General features: G+C 71.0%; 20 protein-coding genes. 12 read left to right on the top strand and 8 right to left on the bottom strand.

The features are described 5' to 3' along the window. Nucleotides 1-73 precede the first annotated feature (73 nt). Nucleotides 74-676 (bottom strand): TetR family transcriptional regulator, encoded by a 603-nt coding sequence (locus AB0I18_RS12395; protein ID WP_363105382.1) that lies wholly within the window; start codon nucleotides 674-676, stop codon nucleotides 74-76. 164 nt (nucleotides 677-840) lie between these two features. Here AB0I18_RS12395 and AB0I18_RS12390 point away from each other — a divergent pair, with 164 nt between their 5' ends. After that, nucleotides 841-2,322: an FAD-dependent monooxygenase gene (locus tag AB0I18_RS12390; RefSeq protein ID WP_363105381.1), complete on the top strand. Its 1,482-nt coding sequence runs from the start codon at nucleotides 841-843 to the stop codon at nucleotides 2,320-2,322. 24 nt (nucleotides 2,323-2,346) lie between these two features. Here the strand turns inward: AB0I18_RS12390 and AB0I18_RS12385 are convergent, their stop codons facing one another. Further along, nucleotides 2,347-2,871, bottom strand: coding sequence for a MarR family transcriptional regulator (locus tag AB0I18_RS12385; RefSeq protein WP_363105380.1), 525 nt, complete (start codon nucleotides 2,869-2,871; stop codon nucleotides 2,347-2,349). Nucleotides 2,872-2,982: 111 nt separating this feature from the next. On the opposite strand from AB0I18_RS12385, the gene AB0I18_RS12380 reads away from it, so the two are divergent. Then, nucleotides 2,983-3,990, top strand: a complete 1,008-nt coding sequence (locus AB0I18_RS12380) for an EamA family transporter (protein ID WP_363105379.1) — start codon at nucleotides 2,983-2,985, stop codon at nucleotides 3,988-3,990. Nucleotides 3,991-4,079: 89 nt separating this feature from the next. Then, nucleotides 4,080-5,378 carry a sigma-70 family RNA polymerase sigma factor gene (locus AB0I18_RS12375; RefSeq protein ID WP_363105378.1) on the top strand — a complete coding sequence of 433 codons (1,299 nt, stop codon included), beginning with the start codon at nucleotides 4,080-4,082 and terminating at the stop codon, nucleotides 5,376-5,378. 83 nt (nucleotides 5,379-5,461) lie between these two features. On the opposite strand, the gene pepN is transcribed toward AB0I18_RS12375, so the two are convergent. Continuing rightward, entirely contained in the window at nucleotides 5,462-8,044 is a 2,583-nt protein-coding gene (gene pepN / locus AB0I18_RS12370; protein WP_363105377.1) for an aminopeptidase N, read from the bottom strand. Between the two features lie 111 nt (nucleotides 8,045-8,155). Here pepN and AB0I18_RS12365 point away from each other — a divergent pair, with 111 nt between their 5' ends. Continuing rightward, a complete protein-coding gene (locus AB0I18_RS12365; RefSeq protein WP_363105376.1) occupies nucleotides 8,156-8,680 on the top strand; it encodes a DUF1203 domain-containing protein in 525 nt (174 codons plus the stop codon). A gap of 88 nt (nucleotides 8,681-8,768) precedes the next feature. Then, the gene (locus AB0I18_RS12360) at nucleotides 8,769-9,638 is read left to right on the top strand and encodes a hypothetical protein (RefSeq protein ID WP_363105375.1); all 870 of its coding nucleotides are present in this window, start codon (nucleotides 8,769-8,771) and stop codon (nucleotides 9,636-9,638) included. A 99-nt stretch (nucleotides 9,639-9,737) separates the two neighbouring features. On the opposite strand, the gene AB0I18_RS12355 is transcribed toward AB0I18_RS12360, so the two are convergent. Then, nucleotides 9,738-10,763, bottom strand: a complete 1,026-nt coding sequence (locus AB0I18_RS12355; RefSeq protein ID WP_363105374.1) for an aspartate-semialdehyde dehydrogenase — start codon at nucleotides 10,761-10,763, stop codon at nucleotides 9,738-9,740. 496 nt (nucleotides 10,764-11,259) lie between these two features. Between AB0I18_RS12355 and AB0I18_RS12350 the strand changes: the two genes are divergently transcribed. Next, nucleotides 11,260-11,760: a sigma-70 family RNA polymerase sigma factor gene (locus tag AB0I18_RS12350; RefSeq protein WP_363105455.1), complete on the top strand. Its 501-nt coding sequence runs from the start codon at nucleotides 11,260-11,262 to the stop codon at nucleotides 11,758-11,760. 1 nt (nucleotide 11,761) lies between these two features. Next, complete coding sequence (locus AB0I18_RS12345; RefSeq protein ID WP_363105373.1) at nucleotides 11,762-12,616, top strand: hypothetical protein; 855 nt, start codon at nucleotides 11,762-11,764, stop codon at nucleotides 12,614-12,616. 142 nt (nucleotides 12,617-12,758) lie between these two features. Here the strand turns inward: AB0I18_RS12345 and AB0I18_RS12340 are convergent, their stop codons facing one another. Further along, nucleotides 12,759-16,067 carry a S8 family serine peptidase gene (locus AB0I18_RS12340; RefSeq protein ID WP_363105372.1) on the bottom strand — a complete coding sequence of 1,103 codons (3,309 nt, stop codon included), beginning with the start codon at nucleotides 16,065-16,067 and terminating at the stop codon, nucleotides 12,759-12,761. 203 nt (nucleotides 16,068-16,270) lie between these two features. Beyond that, the gene (locus AB0I18_RS12335) at nucleotides 16,271-16,807 is read right to left on the bottom strand and encodes a CGNR zinc finger domain-containing protein (protein ID WP_363105371.1); all 537 of its coding nucleotides are present in this window, start codon (nucleotides 16,805-16,807) and stop codon (nucleotides 16,271-16,273) included. A gap of 120 nt (nucleotides 16,808-16,927) precedes the next feature. Here AB0I18_RS12335 and AB0I18_RS12330 point away from each other — a divergent pair, with 120 nt between their 5' ends. The 4 genes from AB0I18_RS12330 (at nucleotide 16,928) to AB0I18_RS12315 (ending at nucleotide 20,812) form a co-directional block, all read left to right on the top strand. After that, nucleotides 16,928-17,404, top strand: a complete 477-nt coding sequence (locus AB0I18_RS12330; RefSeq protein ID WP_363105370.1) for a VOC family protein — start codon at nucleotides 16,928-16,930, stop codon at nucleotides 17,402-17,404. A 38-nt stretch (nucleotides 17,405-17,442) separates the two neighbouring features. Then, nucleotides 17,443-18,321, top strand: coding sequence for a pyridoxamine 5'-phosphate oxidase family protein (locus tag AB0I18_RS12325; protein WP_363105369.1), 879 nt, complete (start codon nucleotides 17,443-17,445; stop codon nucleotides 18,319-18,321). A gap of 9 nt (nucleotides 18,322-18,330) precedes the next feature. Further along, a complete protein-coding gene (locus tag AB0I18_RS12320) occupies nucleotides 18,331-18,819 on the top strand; it encodes an NUDIX hydrolase (RefSeq protein ID WP_363105368.1) in 489 nt (162 codons plus the stop codon). A 232-nt stretch (nucleotides 18,820-19,051) separates the two neighbouring features. Then, a complete protein-coding gene (locus AB0I18_RS12315; protein WP_363105367.1) occupies nucleotides 19,052-20,812 on the top strand; it encodes a TIGR03767 family metallophosphoesterase in 1,761 nt (586 codons plus the stop codon). Between the two features lie 77 nt (nucleotides 20,813-20,889). On the opposite strand, the gene AB0I18_RS12310 is transcribed toward AB0I18_RS12315, so the two are convergent. Then, nucleotides 20,890-21,534: a response regulator transcription factor gene (locus AB0I18_RS12310; protein ID WP_363105366.1), complete on the bottom strand. Its 645-nt coding sequence runs from the start codon at nucleotides 21,532-21,534 to the stop codon at nucleotides 20,890-20,892. Continuing rightward, a complete protein-coding gene (locus tag AB0I18_RS12305; RefSeq protein ID WP_363105365.1) occupies nucleotides 21,522-22,691 on the bottom strand; it encodes a histidine kinase in 1,170 nt (389 codons plus the stop codon). The genes AB0I18_RS12310 and AB0I18_RS12305 overlap by 13 nt, the downstream gene beginning before the upstream one ends. 364 nt (nucleotides 22,692-23,055) lie before the next feature. On the opposite strand from AB0I18_RS12305, the gene AB0I18_RS12300 reads away from it, so the two are divergent. Further along, nucleotides 23,056-24,213, top strand: coding sequence for a serine hydrolase domain-containing protein (locus tag AB0I18_RS12300; protein WP_363105364.1), 1,158 nt, complete (start codon nucleotides 23,056-23,058; stop codon nucleotides 24,211-24,213). The last annotated feature ends 94 nt before the right edge of the window (nucleotides 24,214-24,307 follow it).

The following is a 24,307-nucleotide window of genomic DNA, read 5'->3' as shown; positions in this document are numbered from 1 at the left end:
GTCGCGCGTGGGTGAGAACGGCGCCCTCGACGTGCTCCCGGCGGTTCGCCCGCTCGGTGTCCCCGCCTCGGTGTCAGCGGGTCCGGCCGGGGTGCGCCGCCGTCACATAGCGCTGGACGGTCGGTGCCAGCCACGCCACGAGCTCCTCGCGGTGCAGGTCCGCCGCGGGCGGCAGGCGCAGCACGTACCGGGTCAGGGCGATCCCCAGCATCTGTGAGGCGACGAGCGCGGCGCGGGCCGGGGCCTGCTCGGGGTCGGGGCAGACCCGGAGGGCGACCGGCAGCAGCTGCTCCCGGAAGATGCCCTGCACGCGCTCGGCGCCGGCCGCGTTGGTGACACCGACCCGGAGCAACGCGGTCAGCACCTCGTTCTTCTCCCACAGATCCAGGAAGTGCTCGACGAAGATCCGGCCGACCTCCTCCTTCGGCACCTTCTCCGGCACCGGCAGCCGCAGATCGACGTCTACGGCTGCCGCGAACAGGCCCTCCTTGTTGCCGTAGTAGCGCATCACCATGGAGGGGTCGATGTTCGCGTCGCGGGCGATGGCGCGGATGGTGGCACGTTCGTATCCGTCGGTGGCGAAGCGTTCGCGCGCGGCGGTGAGGATGGTGGCACGGGTGGCGTCGGAGCGGCGGGGGGTCTCTGCCGGGGAGCCGGTGGTATCGGTCTCGGTCATGCCAACAAGCGTAGGCCAACACCTGTTGACGGGCCAGGGGTGCCGCTCTATGGTGACGAGCAAGCGAAACAGGCGTTGGCCAACAAGCGTTGGCGAACGCGTGTTGGCGAACGTGTGTTGGTCAACAGCTGTTGGCCCACAAGTGTTGGCATCAGGAGGCCGTCATGAACGGCAAGATCCGTACCGCTGCTCCGCGCGACGCCGATGTCATCGTCGTCGGTGCGGGGCCGACCGGGTTGCTGCTGGCCGGTGACCTCGCCGCCGCCGGCATCCCGGTCGTCCTCGTCGAGAAGCGCGCGCACAAGATCAGCAACCTCTCCCGCGCCTTCGTCCTGCACGCCCGCACCCTGGAGCAGCTCGACGCCCGGGGCCTCGCCGACGAACTGGAGGCCAAGGGGCGGACCCTCGACCGGATGCGCCTCTTCGGCAACCTCTCCGTCGACCTCGCCGCTCTCCCCTCACGCTTCAACCACCTCCTCGTCCTGCCGCAGTACGAGGTGGAGAAGGTGCTGGAGCGACGAGCCGTCGAGGCGGGGGTGCGGTTCGCGTACGAGACCGAGGCGACGGGGCTCGTCCAGGACGCGGACGGAGTGACCCTGCGGATGCGCGGGCCCGGCGGGGAGCCGGCCGGGCTGCGGGCCGCGTACGTCGTCGGGACGGACGGGATGCACAGCGCCGTGCGCGAGTCGGTGGGGCTGCCCTTCCCCGGCCGTTCGGTCATCCGGTCCGTCGTCCTGGCCGACGTACGGCTCGCGGAGGAGCCCCCGACGCTGCTGACCATGAACGCGGTCGGGGACGCGTTCGCGTTCCTCGCGCCGTTCGGTGACGGTTACTACCGGGTGATCGGCTGGCACCGGGGCCGCGACGTCGCCGACGACGAGCCCCTCGACCTCGACGAGGTCAAGGAGATCACCCGGCTCGCCCTCGGCCGCGACTTCGGTATGCGCGACGCCCGTTGGATGTCCCGCTTCCACAGCGACGAGCGGCAGGCGCCGGCGTACCGGGTGGGCCGGGTCTTCCTCGCCGGGGACGCCGCGCACGTCCACACCCCGGCCGGCGGTCAGGGCCTGAACACCGGCCTCCAGGACGCCGCGAACCTCGGCTGGAAGCTGGCGGCGGTCCTGGGCGGCCATGCCGACGAGCCCCTGCTGGACACCTACCAGGCCGAACGCCACCCCGTCGGCAAGGCCGTGCTCCGCAGCAGCGGCGGCATCGTACGGCTCGCGATGGCCAAGCGGCCCTGGACGCTCGCCGCCCGCGCCCTGGGCACCACGCTCCTGAACCACACCCGCCCGGCGCTCGCCCGGATGACCGGCGAGGTCACCGGCATCGGCTACACGTACCCCGCCCCGCGTGGCGCCCACCCGCTGGTCGGCAGGCGCGTACCGGACCTGGCGCTGGTGAACGGGCGCCTGTACGAGGCTCTGCGGGGCGGCCGGTTCGTACTCGTCACCCCCGCCGACGCCGAGGTGGCGGCCGACGTCGACACCGGTTCCCGCAAGGACCGCCTCACCGTGGCGAGTTGGGCAAGCGGACGGCGTACGGCCCTCCTGGTCCGCCCGGACGGCTACGCGGCCTGGGCGGCCGAGTCGGCGGACGCGACGCAGATCGAGGCGGCGCTGACCGCGTCCGTCGGGCGGAGCTGAGCGTTCGGCGGGACCACCCAGGGCCTAGCGGTCGTCCCTCTCGGCCCCCTCGGTCCCCATCAGCAACTGACGCAACAGGTCGGCCAGTTGGCCGGCCTGTTTCTCGTCGAGGGCCGACAGGGCCTCGGTCTGGACGGCGAGACCCGCCCCGACCGCCTCGTCGACGAGCGTCAACCCCTTGTCCGTGAGCGTCACTTGAAGGGCCCGGCGGTCGTGCGGGTCGGGGGACCTGCGGAGCAGACCGGCCCGCTCCAGTTTGTCGAGCCGCCCGGTCATGCCCCCAGTGGTCAGCATCAGCGTCGCCGACAGCTGGCGGGGCGAGAGGGTGTGCGGGGCGCCGGACCGCCGGAGCGTGGCGAGTACGTCGAACTCGCCGCGCGAGATACCGAGCCGGCCGTACGTCTTCTCCATCCGGTCGCCCATCGCCCGCGAGAGCCGGAAGACGCGGCCGAAGACCTCCATCGCGGCGGTGTCGAGGTCGGGCCGGACGGCGGCCCACTGGTCGACGATCGCGTCGACGGGATCCCCGGGTGACTTGCTCATGCTCATGGGGCGAGTATCCGCACCGTTTCACTTGGCTGCAAGAAAGTAGCTTGGCAGGAAGTCGCTTAGGAGTAAGCTACTTTCTACCAAGCTACCCGTCGCCCTCAGGAGCCGGCCATGACCCGCCCCGCCGCAACCCCGGCCATCAGCGCCGCCGCCGGCCCCGCCGTCGGCAGCCCGGCCGCCACCATCGCCCTCACCGCCCTGGCCCCCATCTCCTGGGGCAGCACCTACGCCGTCACCACGGAGTTCCTCCCGGCCGACCGCCCCCTGTTCACCGGCCTGATGCGCGCCCTGCCCGCCGGACTCGTCCTGCTCGCCCTCGCCCGCAGGCTGCCCACCGGCGTCTGGTGGTGGAAGGCGGCGGTGCTGGGCGCGCTGAACATCGGTGCCTTCTTCCCGCTCCTCTTCCTCTCCGCCTACCGGCTGCCCGGCGGTATGGCCGCGGTCGTCGGCTCGGTCGGCCCGCTCTTCGTCGCGGGCCTCGCGGCGACGCTGCTCAGCGAGCGCCCGACACTGCGTACGCTCCTCACCGGCATCGCGGCGGCGCTCGGCGTGAGCCTCGTCGTCCTGCAGGCGGCCGGCGCGCTGGACCCCGTGGGCCTGCTGGCGGCGCTCGCCTCCACCGCGTCGATGTCCACCGGCACGGTGCTGACGAAGCGGTGGGGCCGGCCCGAGGGCGTGGGCCCGCTGGCGCTCACCGGCTGGCAGTTGACCGCGGGCGGGCTGCTGATCGCCCCGGTCGCCCTGTTCGTGGAGGGCGCGCCGCCCGCGCTCGACGGCCGGGCGGTCGGCGGGTACCTCTACCTCGCGCTGGCCAACACGGCGGTCGCGTACTGGCTCTGGTTCCGCGGCATCGGCCGTCTCACCGCCACGCAGGTCACCTTCCTCGGCCCGCTCTCCCCGCTGACGGCGGCCGTCATCGGCTGGGCGGCGCTCGGCCAGTCGCTCGGGCCCGTCCAACTCGCTGGCATGGCACTGGCCTTCGGCGCGACGGTGTTCGGCCAGCTCGGACCACGTACGAGGGCATCGCACCCGCCGCGGCTCACGCCCCCCTCGGCGACGCGCGTGCCCGGAGCGCGGCGTTCCGGCGACGAGGCGATAGCGTCACGGCGTCCCGCGTGACGCACCCGACCACCTGACTCCCTGGTTCCGCGACTCCCTGGTTCCGCGACTCCCGACTCCCCGACTACCCGGCGCATCCGGAGGTGCCCGTGGCCGAAGACGTATGCCGCAGCTGTGGCGGACCGTTGCCCTGGCGGGTCGGCCGCAAGGGACGTACCTCCGTGTACTGCTCGGCCGCGTGCCGGCAGCGGGCGTACCGGGAGAGGAAGGAACCGCGGCCTGCCACCACCGTGGGGGAGCTGGTCGGGGAGATCGGCCGGCAGGTGGCGGAGCTGGTGCCGCAGCCGCCGTCCGTTCTGTACTCGGGGGTGACCGAACTCGCCGCATCCGTCGGCAAGTTGAGGCGGGTCGCGCGGGCCGCCCGGGAAGCGGCCAAGGAGACGACGCCCCCGCCGTCCGCCACGCCCGCCCGACTCGCCGCCGACGAGGGCGACTTCGCCGCGCTCTTCGAGTGCCACCGTCGCGAACTCCAGGTCCACTGCTACCGGTTGACCGGCTCGTACGACGACTCCGAGGACCTCGTCCAGGAGACGTTCCTGCGCGCCTGGCGAGGGCGGGACGGATTCCAGGGGCGGGCGAGTGCGGCGGGCGTACGGGCCTGGCTGTACCGGATCGCCACCGACGCCTGCCTCGACTTCCAGCGGCGTACCGCCCGGCGCCCCCGCACGTACGAGCCGGTCCCGGGCGTGCACCACGGTGACGGTGAGCCCCCGGCCCGGGTCCCCTGGCTCCAGCCCTACCCCGACGAGGACGAGCCGGGCACCGCCGCCGAGTCCCGGGAGACCATGGCCGTCGAGCTGGCCCTCGTCGCCGCGATCCAGCATCTCCCGCCCCGGCAGCGGGCCGTGCTGGTCCTGCGTGACGTCCTCGGGTTCACCGCCGCCGAGACCGCCGGTGTGCTGGAGCTGACCGTGGCCTCGGTCAACAGCGCGCTGCAACGGGCCCGGCCGACCCTGCGCGACCGACTGCCCCGCCGGCGCGCGGAATGGAGCGGCGAGCCGTCCGCAGCACGCCGGCGCGAGATCCTCAAGCGGTACATGGCCGCCGCCGAACGCCTCGACGTCGACGAGGTCGCCGCCCTGCTCGGCGAGGACGTCACGCTCACGATGCCGCCGAACCCGGGCTGGTTCGCGGGCCGCGACGCCGTGGTGGAGTTCCTTGCGAGGGGCTTCGACCCGGCGTCCCCCACGTTCCCCGGGCACTGGCGCCATCTGCCCGCCCGCGCCAACGGGCAGCTCGCGGCGGGCGGTTACGTACGCCGGCCCGGTACGAACGTCTACCGCGCCCAGGTCCTCGACGTGCTCCGTTTCGAGGGTGACCGGATCGCCGAGATCACGTCCTTCGAGCCGCACCTGTTCCCCGCCTTCGGACTGCCGCTGCGGCTGTGACCGAAGCCCGGACCGAGAACCGAAAGGGGCGCCCGGCATGACACCGGGCGCCCCATCCGCGTAACAAATACCTACCGCAATACCTACTGCGCCGCCGCGTCCGCCGCCTGGGCCTTCAGCGCGCGCTCGACGCCGGAGCGCGACTCCGAGATCAGCCGTCGCAGCGCCGCGCTGGGCTCGGCGGAGGCCAGCCACTCGTCCGTCTTCGTGAGCGTGTCCTGGGAGACCTGGATCGACGGGTAGAGCCCGACCGCGATCTGCTGGGCCATCTCGTGCGAGCGCGAGTCCCAGCAGTCCTTGACCGCCGCGAAGTACTTGTCCGTGTAGGGGGCGAGCAGTTCGCGCTGGCCGGTCTGGACGAAGCCGCCGATCACCGACTCCTGCACGGCGTTCGGGAGCTTGTCGGACTCGACGACCGACGCCCACGCCTCGGCCTTCGCCTCCTCGGTCGGGCGGGCGGCCCGGGCGGTCGTCGCGTGGCGCTCACCGGCGGCCGTCTTGTCCCGCTCGTACTCGCCCGCGATCTCCGCCTCGTCGAAGCGACCGACCGCCGCGAGCCGCTGCACGAACGCCCAGCGCAGCTCGGTGTCGACGGCAAGACCCTCGATGGTCTCCCGACCGTCGAGCAGGCCCTCCAGGAGGTCCAGCTGCTCCGGCGTACGGGCCGTCGCCGCGAAGGCGCGCGCCCAGGCCAGCTGGTGGTCGCTGCCGGACCCGGCGGACCGCAGGTGGGCCAGCGTCGCGTCCGTCCAGCGGGTCAGCAGCGCCTCGCGCGCGGTCGGGTCGGCGTACAGCTCGATCGCCAGCTTCACCTGGCGGTGCAGCGACTGCACGAGGCCGATGTCCGACTCCTTGCCGATGCCGGACAGCACGAGGGAGAGGTAGTCGCGGGTCGCCAGCTCGGCGTCGCGCGTCATGTCCCAGGCCGAGGCCCAGCACAGCGCGCGGGGGAGGGACGACTCGAAGTCACCGAGGTGCTCGGTCACGAACGCGAGGGACTGCTCGTCGAGGCGGACCTTCGCGTACGACAGGTCGTCGTCGTTGAGGAGGATGACGGCCGGCCGGTGCTTGCCCACCAGCTGCGGTACGGGGGTCAGTTCGCCGTCGACGTCCAGCTCGATGCGGCCGCCCTCGTCGTCCCGCAGCAGCTTGCCGCTGTCGTCGTCGAGTTCGTACAGGCCGATCGCGATGCGGTGCGGACGCAGCGTCGGCTCACCCTTCGCGCCGACCGGCAGGGCCGGGGCCTCCTGGCGGATCGCGAACGACGTGATGATCCCGTTCGAGTCCGTCTCGATCTCCGGGCGCAGGATGTTGATGCCCGCCGTCTGGAGCCACTTCTGCGACCAGACGCCCAGGTCGCGTCCGCTGGTCTCCTCCAACGCGCCGAGGAGGTCGGAGAGTTGGGTGTTCCCGTACGCGTGCGCCTTGAAGTAGGCCTGCACGCCGCGGAAGAACTCGTCCATGCCGACGTACGCGACGAGCTGCTTCAGGACGCTCGCGCCCTTGGCGTACGTGATCCCGTCGAAGTTGACGAGGACGTCGTCGAGGTCGCGGATCTCCGCCATGATCGGGTGCGTGGACGGGAGCTGGTCCTGCCGGTACGCCCAGGTCTTCATGGAGTTGGCGAAGGTGGTCCAGGAGTGCGGCCAGCGGGACTCCGCCGCGTACGCCTGGCAGGCGATGGACGTGTAGGTGGCGAACGACTCGTTCAGCCACAGGTCGTTCCACCACTCCATGGTCACGAGGTCGCCGAACCACATGTGGGCCAGCTCGTGCAGGATGGTCTCGGCCCGTGTCTCGTACGCCGCGTCGGTCACCTTGGACCGGAAGACGTACTGGTCGCGGATGGTGACCGCGCCCGCGTTCTCCATCGCGCCCGCGTTGAACTCCGGCACGAACAGCTGGTCGTACTTCTTGAACGGGTAGGCGTAGTCGAACTTCTCCTGGAACCACTCGAAGCCCTGCCGCGTGACCTCGAAGATCGCGTCCGAGTCGAGGAACTCGGCGAGCGAGGGCCGGCAGTAGATGCCGAGCGGGACCGACTGGCCGTCCTTCTCGTACACGCTGTGCACCGAGTGGTACGGGCCGACGATGAGCGCGGTGATGTAGGTGGAGATGCGGGGCGTGGGCTCGAAGACCCACACGTCGTCCTTGGGCTCCGGCGTCGGCGAGTTGGAGACGACGGTCCAGCCGGTGGGCGCCTTCACGGTGAACTGGAAGGTGGCCTTCAGGTCTGGCTGCTCGAAGCTCGCGAAGACGCGGCGGGCGTCCGGAACCTCGAACTGGGTGTACAGGTAGGCCTGTTGGTCGACCTGGTCGACGAACCGGTGCAGTCCCTCACCGGTGTTGGTGTACGCGCAGTCCGCCACGACCCGCAGGACGTTGCGCCCCTCCAGAATCCCCGGGAGCGCGATCCGCGAGTCCTTGAAGACCTCGTCCACGGTCAGCGGATCCCCGTTGAGGATCACCTCGTGGACCGTCGGGGCCACCAGGTCGATGAAGGACTCGGCGTCGTTCTCCGCCGAGTCGAAGCGCACCGTGGTCACGGACCGGTAGGTGCCGCCCTCCTGCGCGCCGGACAGGTCGAGATCGATCTCGTACGAGTCAACGGTGAGCAGCTTCGCCCGCTGCTGCGCCTCTTCGCGGGTCAGGTTTGTGCCAGGCACGCGGTCATCTCCTCGTTAAGGGTGTTCCGCCATCCTTCCACGGGACCTGCGCCGAATGCGATGTCCGTTTCTCGCCGGTGCGGGGTGGGGGCGCGGGGCCAGGCTGGAGCCATGACCAGCTACCACGCGCGACCCATTGCTCCCCCGGCACTGAAGGAACTCCGCGAGACCGACGACGCCGGGCGTCCCTGCGCTCCCTTCACGGACGCGGAGGGCGGTGCTCCGCTGCGCTGCTGCCTCCGCCGCGGCCGGCCCGGCGAGCGCATCGCCCTCGTCTCGTACGCCCCACTGCGGCGCTGGGCCGCGGAGACGGGCGCGGCGCCCGGCGCGTACGACGAGCAGGGCCCGGTCTTCGTGCACGCCGAGGAGTGCCCGGGCCCGGACCTCACCGGCCACCCCTTCGCCCGGCCGGGGGTCCTGCGCACCGTCCGCCGCTACTCGGCCGACGGCCACATCCTCGGCGGCCGCCTGCTGGAGATCCCGGCGGCGGAGATCTCGGAGGCGGAGATCCCGGCGGCGGCCGACGAGGCGCTGGACGCGGCCTTTCGGGAGGCCTTCGTCGACCCCGAGGTGGTCCTGGTGCACGTGAGGGCCGTCGAGTACGGCTGCTTTCTCTACGAGGTGCGCCGCCCCTGACTTCCGGGGGAGTGGTACGGAACGGACGGGGAACTCGGGATCGGGTCAAGTGGACTATTCAGGACCCGAGTTGAGGAGGGCATTCCGGATGGCGAGGACGTATGTCTTAGGAGCCGCCACAGCGCTGGTACTCACCGTGGGACTGGTCGGCTGCTCCGACGGCGACGACACGTCGGAGGGGAAGTCGAAGAGCGGGGGGAACGGGGCGTCCGAGTCCCAGACGGTACGGGCGGCCTACCGTAAAACGGCCGCGGCGGACACGGCGAGGATGACCCTGGTCACCGAGGCGGCCGCGGCCGGCAAGTCCGTGACGGCGCGTGGTGAGGGCGTGATGGACCTGGAGGAGGGCGACAGCCGTATGACGCTGACGTCCCAGGGCCAGAAGACCGAGCAGCGCGTACTCGACGGCGTCGTCTACCAGAAGGCGCCCGCCGAGCAGCGGAGTCAGCTGCGGCTGCCCCGGGACAAGACCTGGATGAAGATCGACCTGGCCCGGCTGAACCGCTCCGGTTCCGGGAGCGCGGGCGGACAGGTCAGCGACCCGGCCGAGTCGTTCGCGTACACCAAGGGGGTGAACGACCGTGAGGTCACCAAGGTCGGGACGGACACGATCGACGGGGCGCGCACCACGCACTACCGCGTCAAGGCCGACGTGGCGGCCCTGGCCGAGGGCGACCCGGCCGAGGAGAAGGCCCTGCGCGAGCAGCTGGGCACGTCGTCGCTGCCGCTCGACATGTGGCTCGACGACCAGGGCCGCCTGCGCCAGGAGACCGTCCGGCTCAGCCTGCGCCCCCAGACCGGGGACGCCCCCAAGCAGAACGAGACGGTCACCAGCACCACCACGCTCAAGTTCAGCGACTTCGGCACGGAGGCCGGCGTCGAGGCCCCGGCCGCCAAGGACACGGTGGACGTGACAAGCAAGCTGGCCCGTTCCACACAGTCCCCGGCGGCCGGCTGACGCCGGGCGCTCCGCGGGTAGTGCGGTATTGATCTGCGGGCCGGTGGGGGCTTGTCGCGCAGTTCCCCGCGCCCCTTCGGGGCGCTGTACCGCTTCCGCTCAGCTGAGTTCCGCTGCTACAAGCTCCGCGATCTGGATCGCGTTCAGTGCCGCGCCCTTCCGGAGGTTGTCGCCGGAGACGAAGAGGGCGAGGCCGTGTTCCACCGTCTCGTCGGTGCGGATGCGGCCGACGAAGGACGCGTCCTGGCCGGCGGCCTGGAGGGGCGTCGGAATGTCGGAGAGGACGACCCCCGGGGCACCGGCCAGCAGCTCGGTGGCGCGCTGCACGCTCAGCGGACGCGCGAAACGGGCGTTGACCTGGAGCGAGTGGCCCGAGAAGACCGGCACGCGGACACAGGTGCCGGAGACCTTGAGGGCCGGGATCTCCAGGATCTTGCGGGACTCGTTGCGGAGCTTCTGCTCCTCGTCGGTCTCGTTCAGGCCGTCGTCGACGATCGAACCCGCCAGCGGCAGCACGTTGAAGGCGATGGGCCGCTCGTAGACCTGCGGCTCGGGGAAGTCGACCGCCGAACCGTCGTGGGTCAGCTTGTCCGCGTCGGCGATCACCTTCTGCGCCTGGCCGTGCAGCTCGGCGACACCGGCCAGACCGGAGCCGGACACGGCCTGGTAGGTGGCGACGACCAGCGCCTCGAGACCTGCCTCCTCGTGGAGCGGCTTCAGCACCGGCATCGCGGCCATCGTCGTGCAGTTCGGGTTGGCGATGATCCCCTTGGGCCGGTCCGCCACCGCGTGCGGGTTGACCTCCGAGACGACCAGCGGAACCTCGGGGTCCTTGCGCCAGGCCGAGGAGTTGTCGATCACGACCGCGCCCTGGGAGGCGACCTTCTCGGCGAGGGCCTTCGACGTGGCGCCGCCCGCCGAGAACAGGGCGATGTCGAGGCCGGTGTAGTCCGCGGTGGAGGCGTCCTCCACCGTCACCGCCGTGCCCTTGAAGTCGATCGTCGAACCGGCCGAACGCGCCGAGGCGAACAGGCGCAGCGTCTCCACCGGGAAGTCCCGCTCGGCGAGGATCCTGAGCATGACCGTGCCGACCTGACCGGTGGCTCCGACGATTCCTACCTTCACAGCGACTCCTTTTGCCTGTTCATTACTGGCTCAGCGTTTCCATCATGCGTCTCACCCGGGCCCGCGTGTCCAATCCTTTGCCCGCGAAGTGGGACGGCCCGGGACCCGGCACCGGGACACCCGCGCACCCCGACGGTCCCGCGCCTACCCCTCCTGATCTGCAGATATCCGCCCGCCGACCGCCGAGGACCGGAAGCTGTACGGATCCGGCGCACTGGTTGCGGGCATTCGTCCGGTTCCCGGCCGCCCCGGAGGCCTGGTCGGCGCCCCGCTCAGTGCGCGAGCATGATCCCGGTTTCGGGACCGGTGTGACGTACGACTCGGTGTCCCGGTCTCTCGGTGTTTCGGTTCCTCGAAATTCCTCGGACCCGGTCGAACGTTTCGCGCGGGACCGGCGTCATAGGGAAAACGCGGCGAGGGGAGGGGTGCTGTGCTGCGCAGAAAAACCCGCCGCGCCCAGGGGGCCGGCGATCCGGTCGGCGATCCAGCCGGCGATCTGGTCGACGATCCACTGGACGCGGCCCAGGAGCGCCGGGTGCGCGCCGTGCTCGCGCTCGGCGGGGTGCCGCAGACGGACCTGCCGGACGGGGTGCAGCAGGTCCGGCTACGGCTCCTGGAGCGGGCGGCGAGCGGGGCGGAGGCGCCGCGTGACGTGTCGGCGTGGGTGGCGGTCGTCGCCTCGAACCTGGCGATGGACTGGCACCGGGCCAGGAAGCGGCAGGAGCGGATCGGCGAGCGGCTGGCCTCGCTTCGGCCGGCGGAGCACACCGCGGGCGACTCGGGCGACGACTCGAAGGTGCTCTCGCTCGCGGTGGCCCAGGGCCTGGACGAGTTGCCCGAGGCCCAGCGGCAGATCCTCGTCCTGCGCTTCTACGCCGACCTGCCGGTCCGCGGGATCGCCGAGGAACTCGGCATCCCGGAGGGCACCGTCAAGAGCAGGCTGCACACGGCGGTTCGCGCGCTGCGCGCCCGCCTGCACGAGGACGAGGTGGTGTGACGTGGCCGAGTACGAAGGGTTGGACGCGCTGCTGGCCGCGATCACGGACGAACCGCTGCCCGAAGGAGCCCGCGACGACGCGGAGTTCATGGCGGAGCACCGGTCGGCGGTCTCGGACGTGGCCCTGCTGAGGGAGCAGTTGGTGGCCATCGGGAACACGCTGGCGGACCCGGAGCGAACGGAAAGCACGGAAGGTGTAGCGAGCACGGAACAGGCGGAACATGCGGAACAGGCGGAAGGCGCGGGAAGTACGGGAGGCCTGGGAAGTGCGAATAGTGCGGGAGGCGCGGGAAGTGCGGCAAAACCCGCCGCCGTACGGGCGCCACAGCTGCGGGCCCGCCCCCGCCCCCGCCCCCGGCGCCGTCCCTTTGCCGTGGCCTTCGGCACCCTCGCCGCGGCGGCGGCCGCGGCACTGGTCATCGGCGGGATGGGCTGGCTGATCTCGCAGGCCGGGACCGGGGACTCGGACAGCGGCGCGAGTGCGGACAGCGGCAGTGGGCAGTTGGAGTCGGACAGCGGCGACTCGTCACTCAGCGAACCCGGGTCTTACGTCGCCTGTGCGCGGCTCGTCTTCGAGGGCACCGTCGAGAGTGTCGAGCCGGTCCCCGGCGCGGACCAGGACCGGATCAGCATGACCGTGGACCGCTACTACAAGCCGGCCAAGGGGGAGGACGAGGTCACCTTCCTGATGGACGTGGCGGTCGACCCGCGGCTGCGCAAGGGCGACCACGCGCTGATCGGCATCCCGCGCAACGGGGCCTCGCCCGACCTGTGGGCCGTGGGGGAGAAGGAGATCACCAAGGAACGGGCCTGGATCACCAAGGCGCTGTCCGAGTCCCGTCCGCTCACCTGCTGACGAACCCGCGGCGAAACCCGAGGGCGGGCGCCCGGTCAACCGGACGCCCGCCCAAGGCCGTTCAGAGTGCAGTGAAGCCGGCGCGGTGAAGTCAGCGAAACTACTGCGTGAAAGTCACCGCGCGACAGTCACGGCGTGCCGGTTACGGCGTGACCTTCTCGATCACGACCTTCCCCAGACCGGCCGCGGTGCCACGGGCGTTGACCAGCCGCACCTCGCCGAAGAACTGCCGTCCCGCCGGACCGGCCGCCTGGACCAGGACCTCGGCGGAGACCTTCGCGGAAGCACCGCTCGCGATGGTGACCGTGGCGTCGGAGTCGACGTTCACCGAGCCCAGTGCGGGCGCGAAGTACACGTCCTGGTAGGCGTACGTCGTCGAACCGGCCGGCACGTTGAAGCCCTCGATCCGGATCGTGTACGTACCGGCGGCGGGCTCGGACAGGCTGACCGACTCCTCCGAGTCGCCGTCCGCGGAGTCGCCGACCGGCACGCCGTCCTTGACCACGAACAGGTCGAGGTCGGCAGCCGGGTCGGAGGTCCCGCCGATGGAGACGTCCAGCCGGTCCACGCCCGCCGGAACCTCGACCGTCCTGGTCTGGATCTCGTGGTGGCCGATGGCCGGCGTGTCCAGCACGGCCGAGCCCAGCGGGCCGCCCCGCAGCTTGCCCTCAAGGGCGGCGAAGGCGTTGTTCACGGTCCACTCGGCGGCGATCGGGGTGCCGATCTTCGCCTCGGGGACGGTGGTCACGGCCGGGTCGAAGGAGGTGCCGAGGACCGACACGTCCAGCGTGTAGGGGTTGTCGAGGTCGGGCGAGGTGCGCCGCGACTCGATCTCGATCTCCCAGACGCCCGGCAGCGGATCGGTGTAGGTCCGCAGGTCGGGACGGCAGGTGTTGGGGTCGGTGGGCACCGAGTAGTGCGGGTAGCAGTAGATCGTCGAGCTGTCCTCGACGGCGACGCCGTACGGGTGGATGGAGATGAACCGCGTCTGGCTCTTCTCCTTCAGCCCGCCGAGCGAGACCTCCAGCGTCTTCGCGCCCTCGGGCACCGTCACGAAGTACGACTTGGTGCCGTTGCGCTGCACGGAGGAGGCGGTGGAGAAGGTGTACGACGGCTTCGCCAGCTCGTGCGAGGCGACGACCGTGGCGAGGATCTGCTTGTCCACGCCCTCGGTGTCCTCGTCGTCGGCCTCCAGGATCGCGCTGTGCACGCCCGCGGTCCGCGCCTGGGCCTGGACCTTGACGGTGACCGGCTTGTTGAGCGGCAGGTCGACCTCGTCGTCGCCGAGGAGGCGGAAGGTGCCGTCGCCGTACTTCCAGTCCAGCTCGTGCTCGACCGGGCGGTCGGGGCCCGAGGTACGGGTGATGGTCACGTCGTACGTCTTCTTCTGCCTGACCTTGAGGCCGCCCTCGCGGTCGTAGAGCCCGGTGCCGAAGCCCGGAGTCACCAGCAGCTGGTCGATCGCCGTGTCGACCGGGGCCTTCACGGCGTAGGCGTGCGCGGTGGCGCCGTCCTTGATGGCGTCCCAGGCCTGTCCGACACGCATCAGACCGGCGCCCTGCTCATGCGCCTGGCTGCCCTTGATCTCGCGCGCGGTGCTGGTCAGCGCGGTGCGCAGGGCGAGCGGGGAGAGCTCGATGTTGCGCTGCTCGGCCGCGGACAGCAGCAGCGCGCTCGCGCCGGCGGCCTGCGGGGAGGACATCGAGGTGCCCTGGAGCATGCCGTAGCCGGGCGGCAGTGCGTAGCCGGCCTCGGGGGAGGGGGCGCCCGGAGCCCAGGTCTGGATGGTGTTCACGGACGCGCCCGGAGCGGTGATGCTCGGGGTGAAGCCGCCGTCCTCGCGCGGGCCGCGCGAGGAGAAGGGGAACATGTCGTACTTCTTCTGCACGACCGAGCCGTAGTTGGCGGCCCAGGTCTCCTTGGAGACGGAGGCGCCGACGGAGAGGACCTTGTCCGCGAGGGCGGGGTCGCCGATGGTGTTCGTGCCGGGGCCCTCGTTGCCCGCGGAGATCACCAGCTGGACGCCGTAGTCGTCGATGAGCCGCGTGTAGAGCCGCGCGCGGGCGTTGTTGCCGTCGTTCAGCGGGGGCAGGCCGCCGATCGACATGTTGACGATGTCGACGCCGCGCCGGGTGACGAGGTCGATCATGCCCTCGGCGAGCGCGACGTTGGTGCAGCCGCCGGTCCAGGTGCAGGCGCGCGAGGAGACCAGCTTGGCGCCGGGCGCCGCGCCGTTCATCCGGCCGCCGAAGAGGCTGTTGGCGGCGGTGATGCCGGCCACGTGCGTGCCGTGCCGGCTCTCGATGACGCCGATGCTGACGTAGTCCGCCTTGTCGCCGGCGGCGTTGTAGGTGACGTCCTTGCGGACCTCGATCACGAAGGGGATCCGCTCGGCGACCGCCGTGTTCGGGTCGTCCGTGCCGAAGTAGCCGATCTGGAAGCCGTCCTTGTACGGCTTCATCGCCTCGTTGTCGGTGAAGTCACCGTCGTTGTCGAGGTCGACCCGGGCCGTGCCGGCCGCCGGGTCGTAGAGGACGCCCCACACGTCGGTGGTGTCGCCGTCCCGGTTCAGGTCGCCGGCCATGTCGCCGCCGGTGGTCGTCGACTCCGCGAACGTACGGAACTTGAACCCGCCCGCGGGCGCCTGCCAGGTGCGGCCCGCGGCGGTGAACACCGGTCCGGTCACCGAGGGGGTCATCTGCAGCCAGGTACCGTCCCGGTCGGCGACCGGGTCGGTGGCCGTCACCCAGTCGACGATCTTGCGCTCACCGGTGGTGGTCTTCTGCAGCGCCGGGTGCGCGATGTCGACACCGGAGTCCAGGATGCCGATGGTCACACCGCGGCCGTCGTACTTCGGGTGGTCCTCCACGAAGGAGACCGCGCCGGTCTCGAAGGACGGGTTGTACGGGTTCACGGCCGGCGTCTTTTTGCTGGGCGCCGGATATCCCGCGCCCGCCGCCGCAGAGCCCTTGGCGCCCTCGGTGCCCGCGCCACCCGGCGACGGGTCGTCCAGCTTGATCTCCTGCTTGAGGTCGATCGCCTGGACGGAGGACAACTTCTCCGCCGCCGAGATGGCCTTGTCCGCCCGGGCGGTGGGGACGGTGGCCCGCACGTAGCCCAGCTTGTCGTCGGTCTTGCCGACCAGCCCGCCGTCGAGGGTGTCCAGCTGCTCGGCGACCTGCTCGGTCCGCCCCGGGGCGGTGGCGATCATCATCGTGACGGTCTTGTCGCCGTCGGCCCTGGCCTTGGTGAGGAGCTCGGCGTCGGCCGAACCGAGCTTGTCGCTCGCGGACTTGACGGTGGCGTCGGCGGGCGTGCCCGGCTCGTCCGCGGAGAAGGCCATGGGTATCGGCCCGGCCGCGGAGAGTGCGGCGACGAGACCGGCGGCCACGGCGATGCGGGCCGCGCGTCTCGCGCCGCTGATGGGCGCACGCTGAGAGTTGGGGGTCATCAGCATCCTTGTAGGTAAAGGAATGAGGGTTGTTGATCGGATCGATCACGTCAGTCCGGTATGTGAACCCGGATGACCGCTCAGCTGTACCCCAAGTGACGGATGTTTGTGGAGTGTTGGCCAAGATGTGATGTGTACATGGCGCAATTCCGCCATGCGTCACCTCGGTCATGGTGTCGTATAGCAGGATATTCCCGGCGGTCTCAGCCTTCGCGTGTGCGCGCGTAGTGGCGCGACGCCTTCGCCCGGTTGCCGCAGGCCGCCATCGAGCACCAGCGGCGTGTGCCGTTCCGTGAGATGTCGAAGAAGTGCAGAATGCACGACTCGTGTGCGCAGTGCCGGATGCGGTCCGGTGCCGTGTCCAGCAGCTCCAGGTAGTTACGGGCCGCGAGCCAGGCCGGCCCCCAGGACGCGTCGCCGAACTCGGCCTCCTCGCCCGGCCCCTGAGCGGTCAGCGTCGCCCGGATCCGCCCGTGGGCCAGCACGGCGTCGACGCGATCCGCCCCGTACTCCAGGGGCCCGTCCACGACGGCCCGCAGGGCATCCCTCGCCGTCAGCGCATGGCGCAGTGTCGCCTCGTCGGCCGCGAAGTCCAGCCCGTTGGCGGCCAGCCACACCGCGAGCCCGTCGGTGTCCACGAGCAGGTCCTGGACGGCCCCCTCCCGCATCCATCGCGTGTTGAGCAGGTCCAGCGAGAGCGGTTCCCCGGTGAGCGGACGTGGATCCCGGGTGACGGACATCTGACGGTTCCCTTCATCGCTAACCGTTCAAGAGTACGTGACCGGTTGCATCCATCGATTCTAACCTCTAAAGTCATTTTAGACGGTTAGCCCAAATGAGCCTGACGCAAGGGGAGTGCCATGCCGACGACCACAACCACACCCGCGACCACCACCGCACCGCGCACCGGCCACATCGGCCTCAACGTCACGGATCTCGACCGCTCGCTCGCCTTCTACCGGGACGTCCTCGGCCTCACGCTGATCGGCGAGGGCAAGGAGGAGGGCAGGCGGTACGCCTTCCTCGGCGAGGACGGCCGCCCCACGCTCACGCTGTGGCAGCAGGCGGACCACGGATACGCGGCCACCGGCGCCGGACTGCACCACCTGGCCCTGGAGGTCGACACGGTCGAGCAGGTCAGGGCGTACGAGACGGCCCTGCGCGGCCACGGCGTGGAGTTCGCCCACGAGGGCATCGTCGCCCACGGTGAGGGCGCCGCGTCCGGCGGCATCTTCTTCCACGACCCCGACGGCACGCGCCTGGAGATCTACACGACCAGCGGCGCCGAGGGGGCGCTTGCGCCGTCCGGCGGAGCCCCGACCTGCGGCTTCTTCTAGCCCGACCTACCCGACCTACGGCCTACCAGGAGGACACAGTGGCGTACCACTCCGGCTCACGGGCCGTGCAGGACCGGGTCGGCGTGCGCGAACTCGCCGATCACGTAGGGCGGTCCATCGGGGACGGGCTGCGGCCGGTCGCCGCCGCCTTCCTGGAGCTCCAGCCGATGCTCGTGCTCGGCGCCGCCGAACCGGACAGCGGCCGGGTCTGGGCCTCCCTGGTCACCGGCGAACCCGGGTTCGTACGGGCCACGGGACCCCGGCAGATATCGGTCGCGGGCGTGCCGCGCGCGGGTGACCCGCTCGCCGCCGCTCTCGCGGTCGCGGAAACCCCGGTCGGTACCATCGCACTCGACCCGCGCACCCGCCGCCGGATGCGCCTCAACGGCCGGGCCAGGCCCACCGCCCGCGGCCTGGCGGTCGACGCCGACCAGGTCTTCTCCAACTGCCCCAAGTACCTGCAGAAGAGAGAGTCGTACGAGACGGTCCGGCGCACCCCGGGCGAACCACTGCGCGGCAGTGAACTCGGCGCCGGGCAACAGGAGTTCGTCCGCGCCGCCGACACCTTCTTCCTCGCCACCGTGCACGACCACGGAGCCGACGCCAGCCATCGCGGCGGCAACCCCGGCTTCGTGCACGTCGACGGGCCGTCCGAACTGAGCTGGCGCGACTATCCCGGAAACTCCATGTTCCTCACCCTCGGCAACCTCACCGCCGACCCGCGCGCCGGACTCCTCTTCCTCGACTGGGAGACGGGGGCCGCCCTCCAGCTCTCCGGCACGGCCCGCACGGAGTTCGGCCCCGACGGCACCCGTACCGTCCGCTTCACCGTCGAGGCCGTCGTGCACACACCCGGAGCGAGCCCGTTGAGCTGGTCCCCGCCCGAGTACTCACCGGTGAACCCGCCTCTGCCGTAACGTCGGCGCATGCACAAGGAGTTGAGGGTGGCGGCCTACGCCGTCTGCGTGCGGGACGGGCGGATGCTGCTCGCGCGCTGGGTGGCGCGGGACGGCACCAAGCGCTGGACGCTGCCCGGCGGCGGCATGGACCACGGCGAGGACCCGTACGACACCGTGATCCGGGAGGTCGACGAGGAGACCGGGTACACGGTCGAACCGGTCGCGCTGCTCGGCATCGACTCCATGCGGCGCGGCTATCCTCGCCGCCTCGGCAGCGCCGCCGACTTCCACGGCCTGCGGATCGTCTACGAGGTCCGCGTCACCGGCGGCGAACTGCGCCACGAGACCGACGGCTCCACCGACCTGGCGGCTTGGCACCTCCTCGACGAGGTGCCCGCCCTGGACCGCGTCGGGCTCGTCGACGTCGGGCTGACGCTGTGGCGGCAGCGGCCGGCGGTGGGCCGTACGGCGGCGGTCCCCGAGCTCCCCGAGACCCCCGGAATCACCGAGAATTAGCTTCCGTACCCAGCTAAGTGAACGTGGAGTGACCGCCTCCCTTCGGTTCAGGGAGGGCTCGGTGGACGCGGAGGGTAGTCCAAGATCCACGTACGGTGATCGGCGTTGCCCGTTGCCGCCCAGTTAACTCCCAGGTCATCCCCAATGCCAACGATCCAGTATGAGCGGGAAGTTCGCAGTCCGGACGCCCCGCGACCACTGCTGACGCGTTCGTACTCGGGGAGACCGCGCCATGTCGCGCATACGCTCTGTCGCCACCGCCACTGTTCGTGACCGCCGTGCCTTCCTGGCCGCAGCAGGGGCGGTGTCCCTCTCCGCGGGCATCGGCTTCGCGCTGCGGCCCGGTACCAGCGAGGCCGCCACCGACTCCGCCGCCGCTCAGGGGCAGCCGATCGCCGTCTCGCGCAGAGCACCGGCGGCGCCGCTGGCCCCGTACACCCGCGGTACGACCCTCTCGACCGTCTCGGCCCCGCGCTCGGGCGCCGGGTTCCGGCGGCTCGGCGACGGGCCCGCCTGGCCGCGTGTCGTCCGCGGCGAGCTGGCCGCGCCCAAGGCGGGGCGCGAGGGGCGGCGCACCACGCTCGCCTCCTTCGTGCAGTTCACCGACCTGCACCTGGTCGACGTACAGCACCCGCTGCGCTACGAGTACCTGCGCGCCCAGACCGCCAGCGCCTGGCGCCCGCAGGAGTCCCTGTCGGTGGCCGGCGCGGTCTCGCTCGTCGAGCGGGTCAACGCGCTGCGCGGCGCCCCCGTCACCGGTTCGCCGCTGCACTTCGTGATGACCACCGGCGACAACACGGACAACAACGCCAAGACGGAGCTGGACTGGTTCCTGAAGGTGATGAGCGGCGGCCGCGTCACCCCCAACTCCGGTGACCCCAGCCGCTACGAGGGCGTCCAGAACAGCGACCTCAAGCTGTACTGGCAGCCCGACGCGGCCCTGCGCGACGCCGACAAGCAGGTCGGTTTCCCGCGCATCGACGGCTTCCTCGCCGCCGCCATCCGTGAACTGCGCAGCCCCGGCCTGAACCTGCCCTGGTACTCCACGGTCGGCAACCACGACTCGCTGCCCGGCGGCTGCTACGCGCCCGGCGACTCCTTCTTCGCCGACTTCGCGGTCGGCGGCAAGAAGCTGATGACGCTGGACGAGTCGGTGGGCGCCGCCATCTGGAAGAACGTGAAGAAGGGCGGCGACCCCAAGGGCTCGGCCTTCAAGGAGATGCTCAAGTCCCAGGCGCGGCAGATGCGTTCGGTCACCCCGGACGAGGGACGGGCCCCCTTCACCTCCGCCGAGTACCTCCGGGCGCACCTCGACCCGGCACACACCGGCCCCGGCCCCGTCGGGCACGGCTACTCGCAGGCCAACCTCGCGGCGAAGACCCAGTACTACACCTTCCGCATGGCGGACGACCTGCTCGGCGTCAGCATCGACACCACCGACCCGGGCGGCCACTACGAGGGCTCGCTCGGCACCGCCCAGCTGAGGTGGCTGGAGCGCACGCTGCGGGCGGCCGACAAGAACAAGGAACACGTCATCGTCTTCAGCCACCACACCAGCAAGACGATGCGCAACCTCCGCGAGGACCCGAACCACCCCGGCGAGCGGCGGCACGGCGGCGACGAGGTGCTCGCCCTGCTCGGCAGCCACCGCTCGACCCTGGCCTGGGTGAACGGCCACAGCCACAAGAACAACATCACCCCGCACGCGGCCCCCGACGGTCGCTCCTTCTGGGAGGTCTCCACCGCCTCGCACATCGACTTCCCGCAGCTCGCTCGGGTCATCGAGGTCGTCGACAACCACGACGGCACGGTCTCCCTGTTCACCACGCTCATCGAGTCCGGCGCCCCGCACGGCACGGACTTCGCCGACCTCACCCAGACCGGCCTGGCCGCCCTCTACCGGGAACTCTCCTTCAACGCCCCGGGCGCCCGCTCGGACCTGAGCGGAGAACCGGGCGACCGCAACACGGAGCTGGTCCTGAAGAAGGGCTGAGCCCCGTAAGGGGCGCGGGGAACTGCGCGACCAGCCACGGACGGCCCGCAGCCTACGCACCAACCCCCGCCCGGCACTTACGAGTTGTTCAAGTAAGCCAGCACCGCCAACACCCTCCGATGCCCACTGTCACTCGGCGGCAGCCCCAGCTTCAAAAACACGTTCCCGATGTGCTTGCTGACCGACCGCTCCGTGACGACCAGCACCTTCGCGATGGTCACGTTGTCATGCCCCTCGGCCATCAGCTTCAGAACCTCCCGCTCACGAGGTGTGAGCGAATCAAGCGGAGAGTCCCGGCGCCGGACGAGGAGCTCGGACACCACCTCGGGGTCAAGCGCCGTGCCACCCGCCGCGACCCGCTCCAACGCGTCCAGGAACTCGTCGACCCGCCCCACCCGGTCCTTGAGCAGATAACCGACCCCACCCGCACCGCCGCCGAGCAGCTCCGCGGCGTACGACTCCTCGACGTACTGCGAGAGCACGAGCACCGGCAGCCCGGGGATCTCCTTGCGCGCGGCGAGAGCGGCGCGCAGCCCCTCGTCGCGGAAACCGGGCGGCATCCGGACGTCGAGCACGGCGATGTCCGGCCGGTGCCCGACAATCGCGGGCAGCACCTCGGGACCACTCCCCACGACGGCCACCACCTCATGCCCGGAGGAGGTGAGCAGCAGGACGAGCCCCTCTCTCAGCAGGGCGTTGTCCTCGGCGATCACCACACGCACGGCAGCTCCACTTCAATCACGGTCGGGCCCCCGGCGGGGCTGGTCATCGTCAGGGTCCCGTCGAGCGCGGCGGCGCGCCGCCGCATACCGAGCAGCCCGGAGCCGCCTGTCTCGTCGGCGCCACCCCGCCCCTCGTCGCGTACGGACACCCGCAGTCCGCTGTCCAGGCAGGCGAGGCGGACCTCGGCACGCTCCGAGCCGCTGTGCTTGGCGGCGTTGGTCAGCGACTCGGCCACCACGAAGTACGCGGCCGCCTCGACGGCCGCCGGAGCCCGCGCCCCGGCCTGCTCGGTGTCGGCGTCCTCCAGGCCGTCCACGGTCACCGTGACGTCGAGCCCGCTGCTCGCGGCCAGCGCCCGGACCGCTCCGGCGAGGCCGCGGTCGGTGAGGATCGGCGGGTGGATGCCGCGTACGACGTGCCGCAGCTCGGCGAGGGCCTCCTGGGCCTGGTCCTGCGCGTCGTCCAGCAGTTTGCGCGCGCCCTCCGGGTCCTTCTCGTACGCGCGCAGGGCGAGCCCGATCCGCATGGAGAGGGAGACCAGCCGGGCCTGGGTGCCGTCGTGCAGGTCCCGCTCGATCCGGCGCAGCTCGGCGCCGTGCGCGGCGATCGCGCCCGCCCGGGTCTGGGTCAGCTCCTCGACCCGCACGGCGAGCAGCGCCTTCGGCGAGGGCTTCAGCAGCGCGGTGGACCACTTGGCGTCGAGGTCCGCGAGCCGGCTGATCAGCGGCAGGACGACCGCCTCGCGGCGCAGCAGCCCGCACCACACGCCGTCGACGACCAGGCCGACCGGCCACAGCGGCAGCATCAGGACCGGCAGCAGGCCGTACCCGTAGTAGGCGAACATCCAGCGCATGTCCCGCAACGTGCCGGGATCGCGGACCGCCGTACGGAAGGACTCGCGGAGCGTGCCCTCGATGGGCTGATACGCCTCAGGGATCTCCTGGCCCGTCCACTTCGTGACCATGCGCCGCTTGGCCCCGGCGACCCGGCGCACCAGCAGCACCGTCTCGGGCAGCATCCCGGCGCCGATCACCGTGAGGGTGGCGGTGGCGGCGATCAACAGGATGGTGATGAAGATGTACGTGCCGAAGGTCAGCCCGGCGGCCACGACCAGCTGGGCCGTGGCCCGCGCCGCCAGCCGCAAGGTCTTCCGCATGGCGATCAGCGTAGGCGAACAAACGCACAAGCGGACGGGCGGCCATCTGTCTGTTGGGTGTGGCGCCGGTGTGGTCGGCTGTCCCGGTCCCGGTCCGGGTCCCGGTCTCGGTGTAGTCCGCTACACCCGCAGGGCATCGCGACCTCCGTCGGCATGGGCGTCGTCGCGCTCGGCGCGGGGTCCGGCCTGCTCACGGGCCGCAGGCAGCGGCGGGTGGCCTGACCGGCAGGGCGGGTCTCCGGGAAAGGCCGGTCTCCGAGAAGGGCCGAAACCGGCTCAACCAGCGCAACGCAGGCAACCTCCGCGGACAGCTTCTGTGTCCCTCCGTTCGGTTCACCACCGACTGAAGGGAACAGGACAACAAATGACTGCATCCCGCACGCTGCGTCTCGCACTGACGGCCGCGGCCGCCCTGGCCGCGGCCTCGCTCACGGCCCCCGCCGTGGCCGCCGCCCCCGCCGCCGCACCCACCAGAGACCACGGCGCGACCCAGGAGGCGATGGACGCCGCCGTGCAGGACGGCGTCCCCGGTGTGGCCGGCCAGGCCAAGGACAAGTACGGGACCTGGAAGGGCACTTCGGGCGTCGGCAACCTCAAGACGGACCAGCCGCGCTCCGCCCACGACCGCTACCGGGTCGGCAGCATCACCAAGACGTTCGTGTCGACGGTGCTGCTCCAGCTGGAGGCGGAGGGCAGGCTCTCGCTCGACGACAAGGTCGAGAAGTGGCTTCCCGGGGTCGTGCGGGGCAACGGCCACGACGGCAGCGGGATCACGCTCCGCCAACTCCTCAACCACACCAGCGGCATCTACGACTACACCTCGGACGAGGACTTCGGCCGGACCTACTTCCTCAAGGACGGCTTCTTCAAGAACCGCTTCGACACGCTCCCGCCCGGGCAGCTGGTGAAGATCGCCATGAAGCACAAGCCGGACTTCGCACCGGGCACGTCCTGGAACTACTCCAACACCAACTACGTACTGGCCGGACTCGTCATCGAGAAGGCCACCGGCCACACGTACGGCGACGAGATCCGGGCCCGCATCATCAAGCCCCTCGGCCTGCGCGCCACCTCCGTCCCCGGCACCGACCCGAAGGTGCCCCGGCCCAGCAGCCGGGCGTACAGCAAGCTCGCCGAGACCAGCACCGGACCGACGTACGACGTCACCGAACTCAATCCCTCGATCGCCTTCTCGGCCGGCGAGATGATCTCCGACTCCGGCGACCTGAACCGCTTCTACTCGGCCCTCATGCGCGGCAAGCTCCTGCCCGAGAAGCAGCTCACCGAGATGAAGACCACCGTCAAGGTCGAGGCCATCCCGAACGCCGGTTACGGCCTCGGCCTCATGGAACGCAAACTGAGCTGCGGTGTCGTGGTCTGGGGTCACAGCGGCGGCATCCACGGCTCGAACTCGGACGCGGTGACGACGAAGGACGGCCGGCACTCGCTGGCGTTCAACTTCAACGGGGACTGGTCGGGGGACACGGACGCGGTGATCGAGGCGGAGTTCTGCGACAAGTAACGCCCACGGTTCACGGGCGGGTGAGCGCACCCGAGGGCGTTCACCCGCTCCGGGCGACTCGGACGCTTCGAGTCACTCGGAGTCATGGGGCCAA

It is taken from the genome of Streptomyces sp. NPDC050704 (assembly GCF_040654355.1).
In the GTDB taxonomy this organism is placed as follows: domain Bacteria; phylum Actinomycetota; class Actinomycetes; order Streptomycetales; family Streptomycetaceae; genus Streptomyces.
Note: the sequence above shows the minus strand (reverse complement) of the source record. Positions and strands in the feature narration are given on the sequence as shown.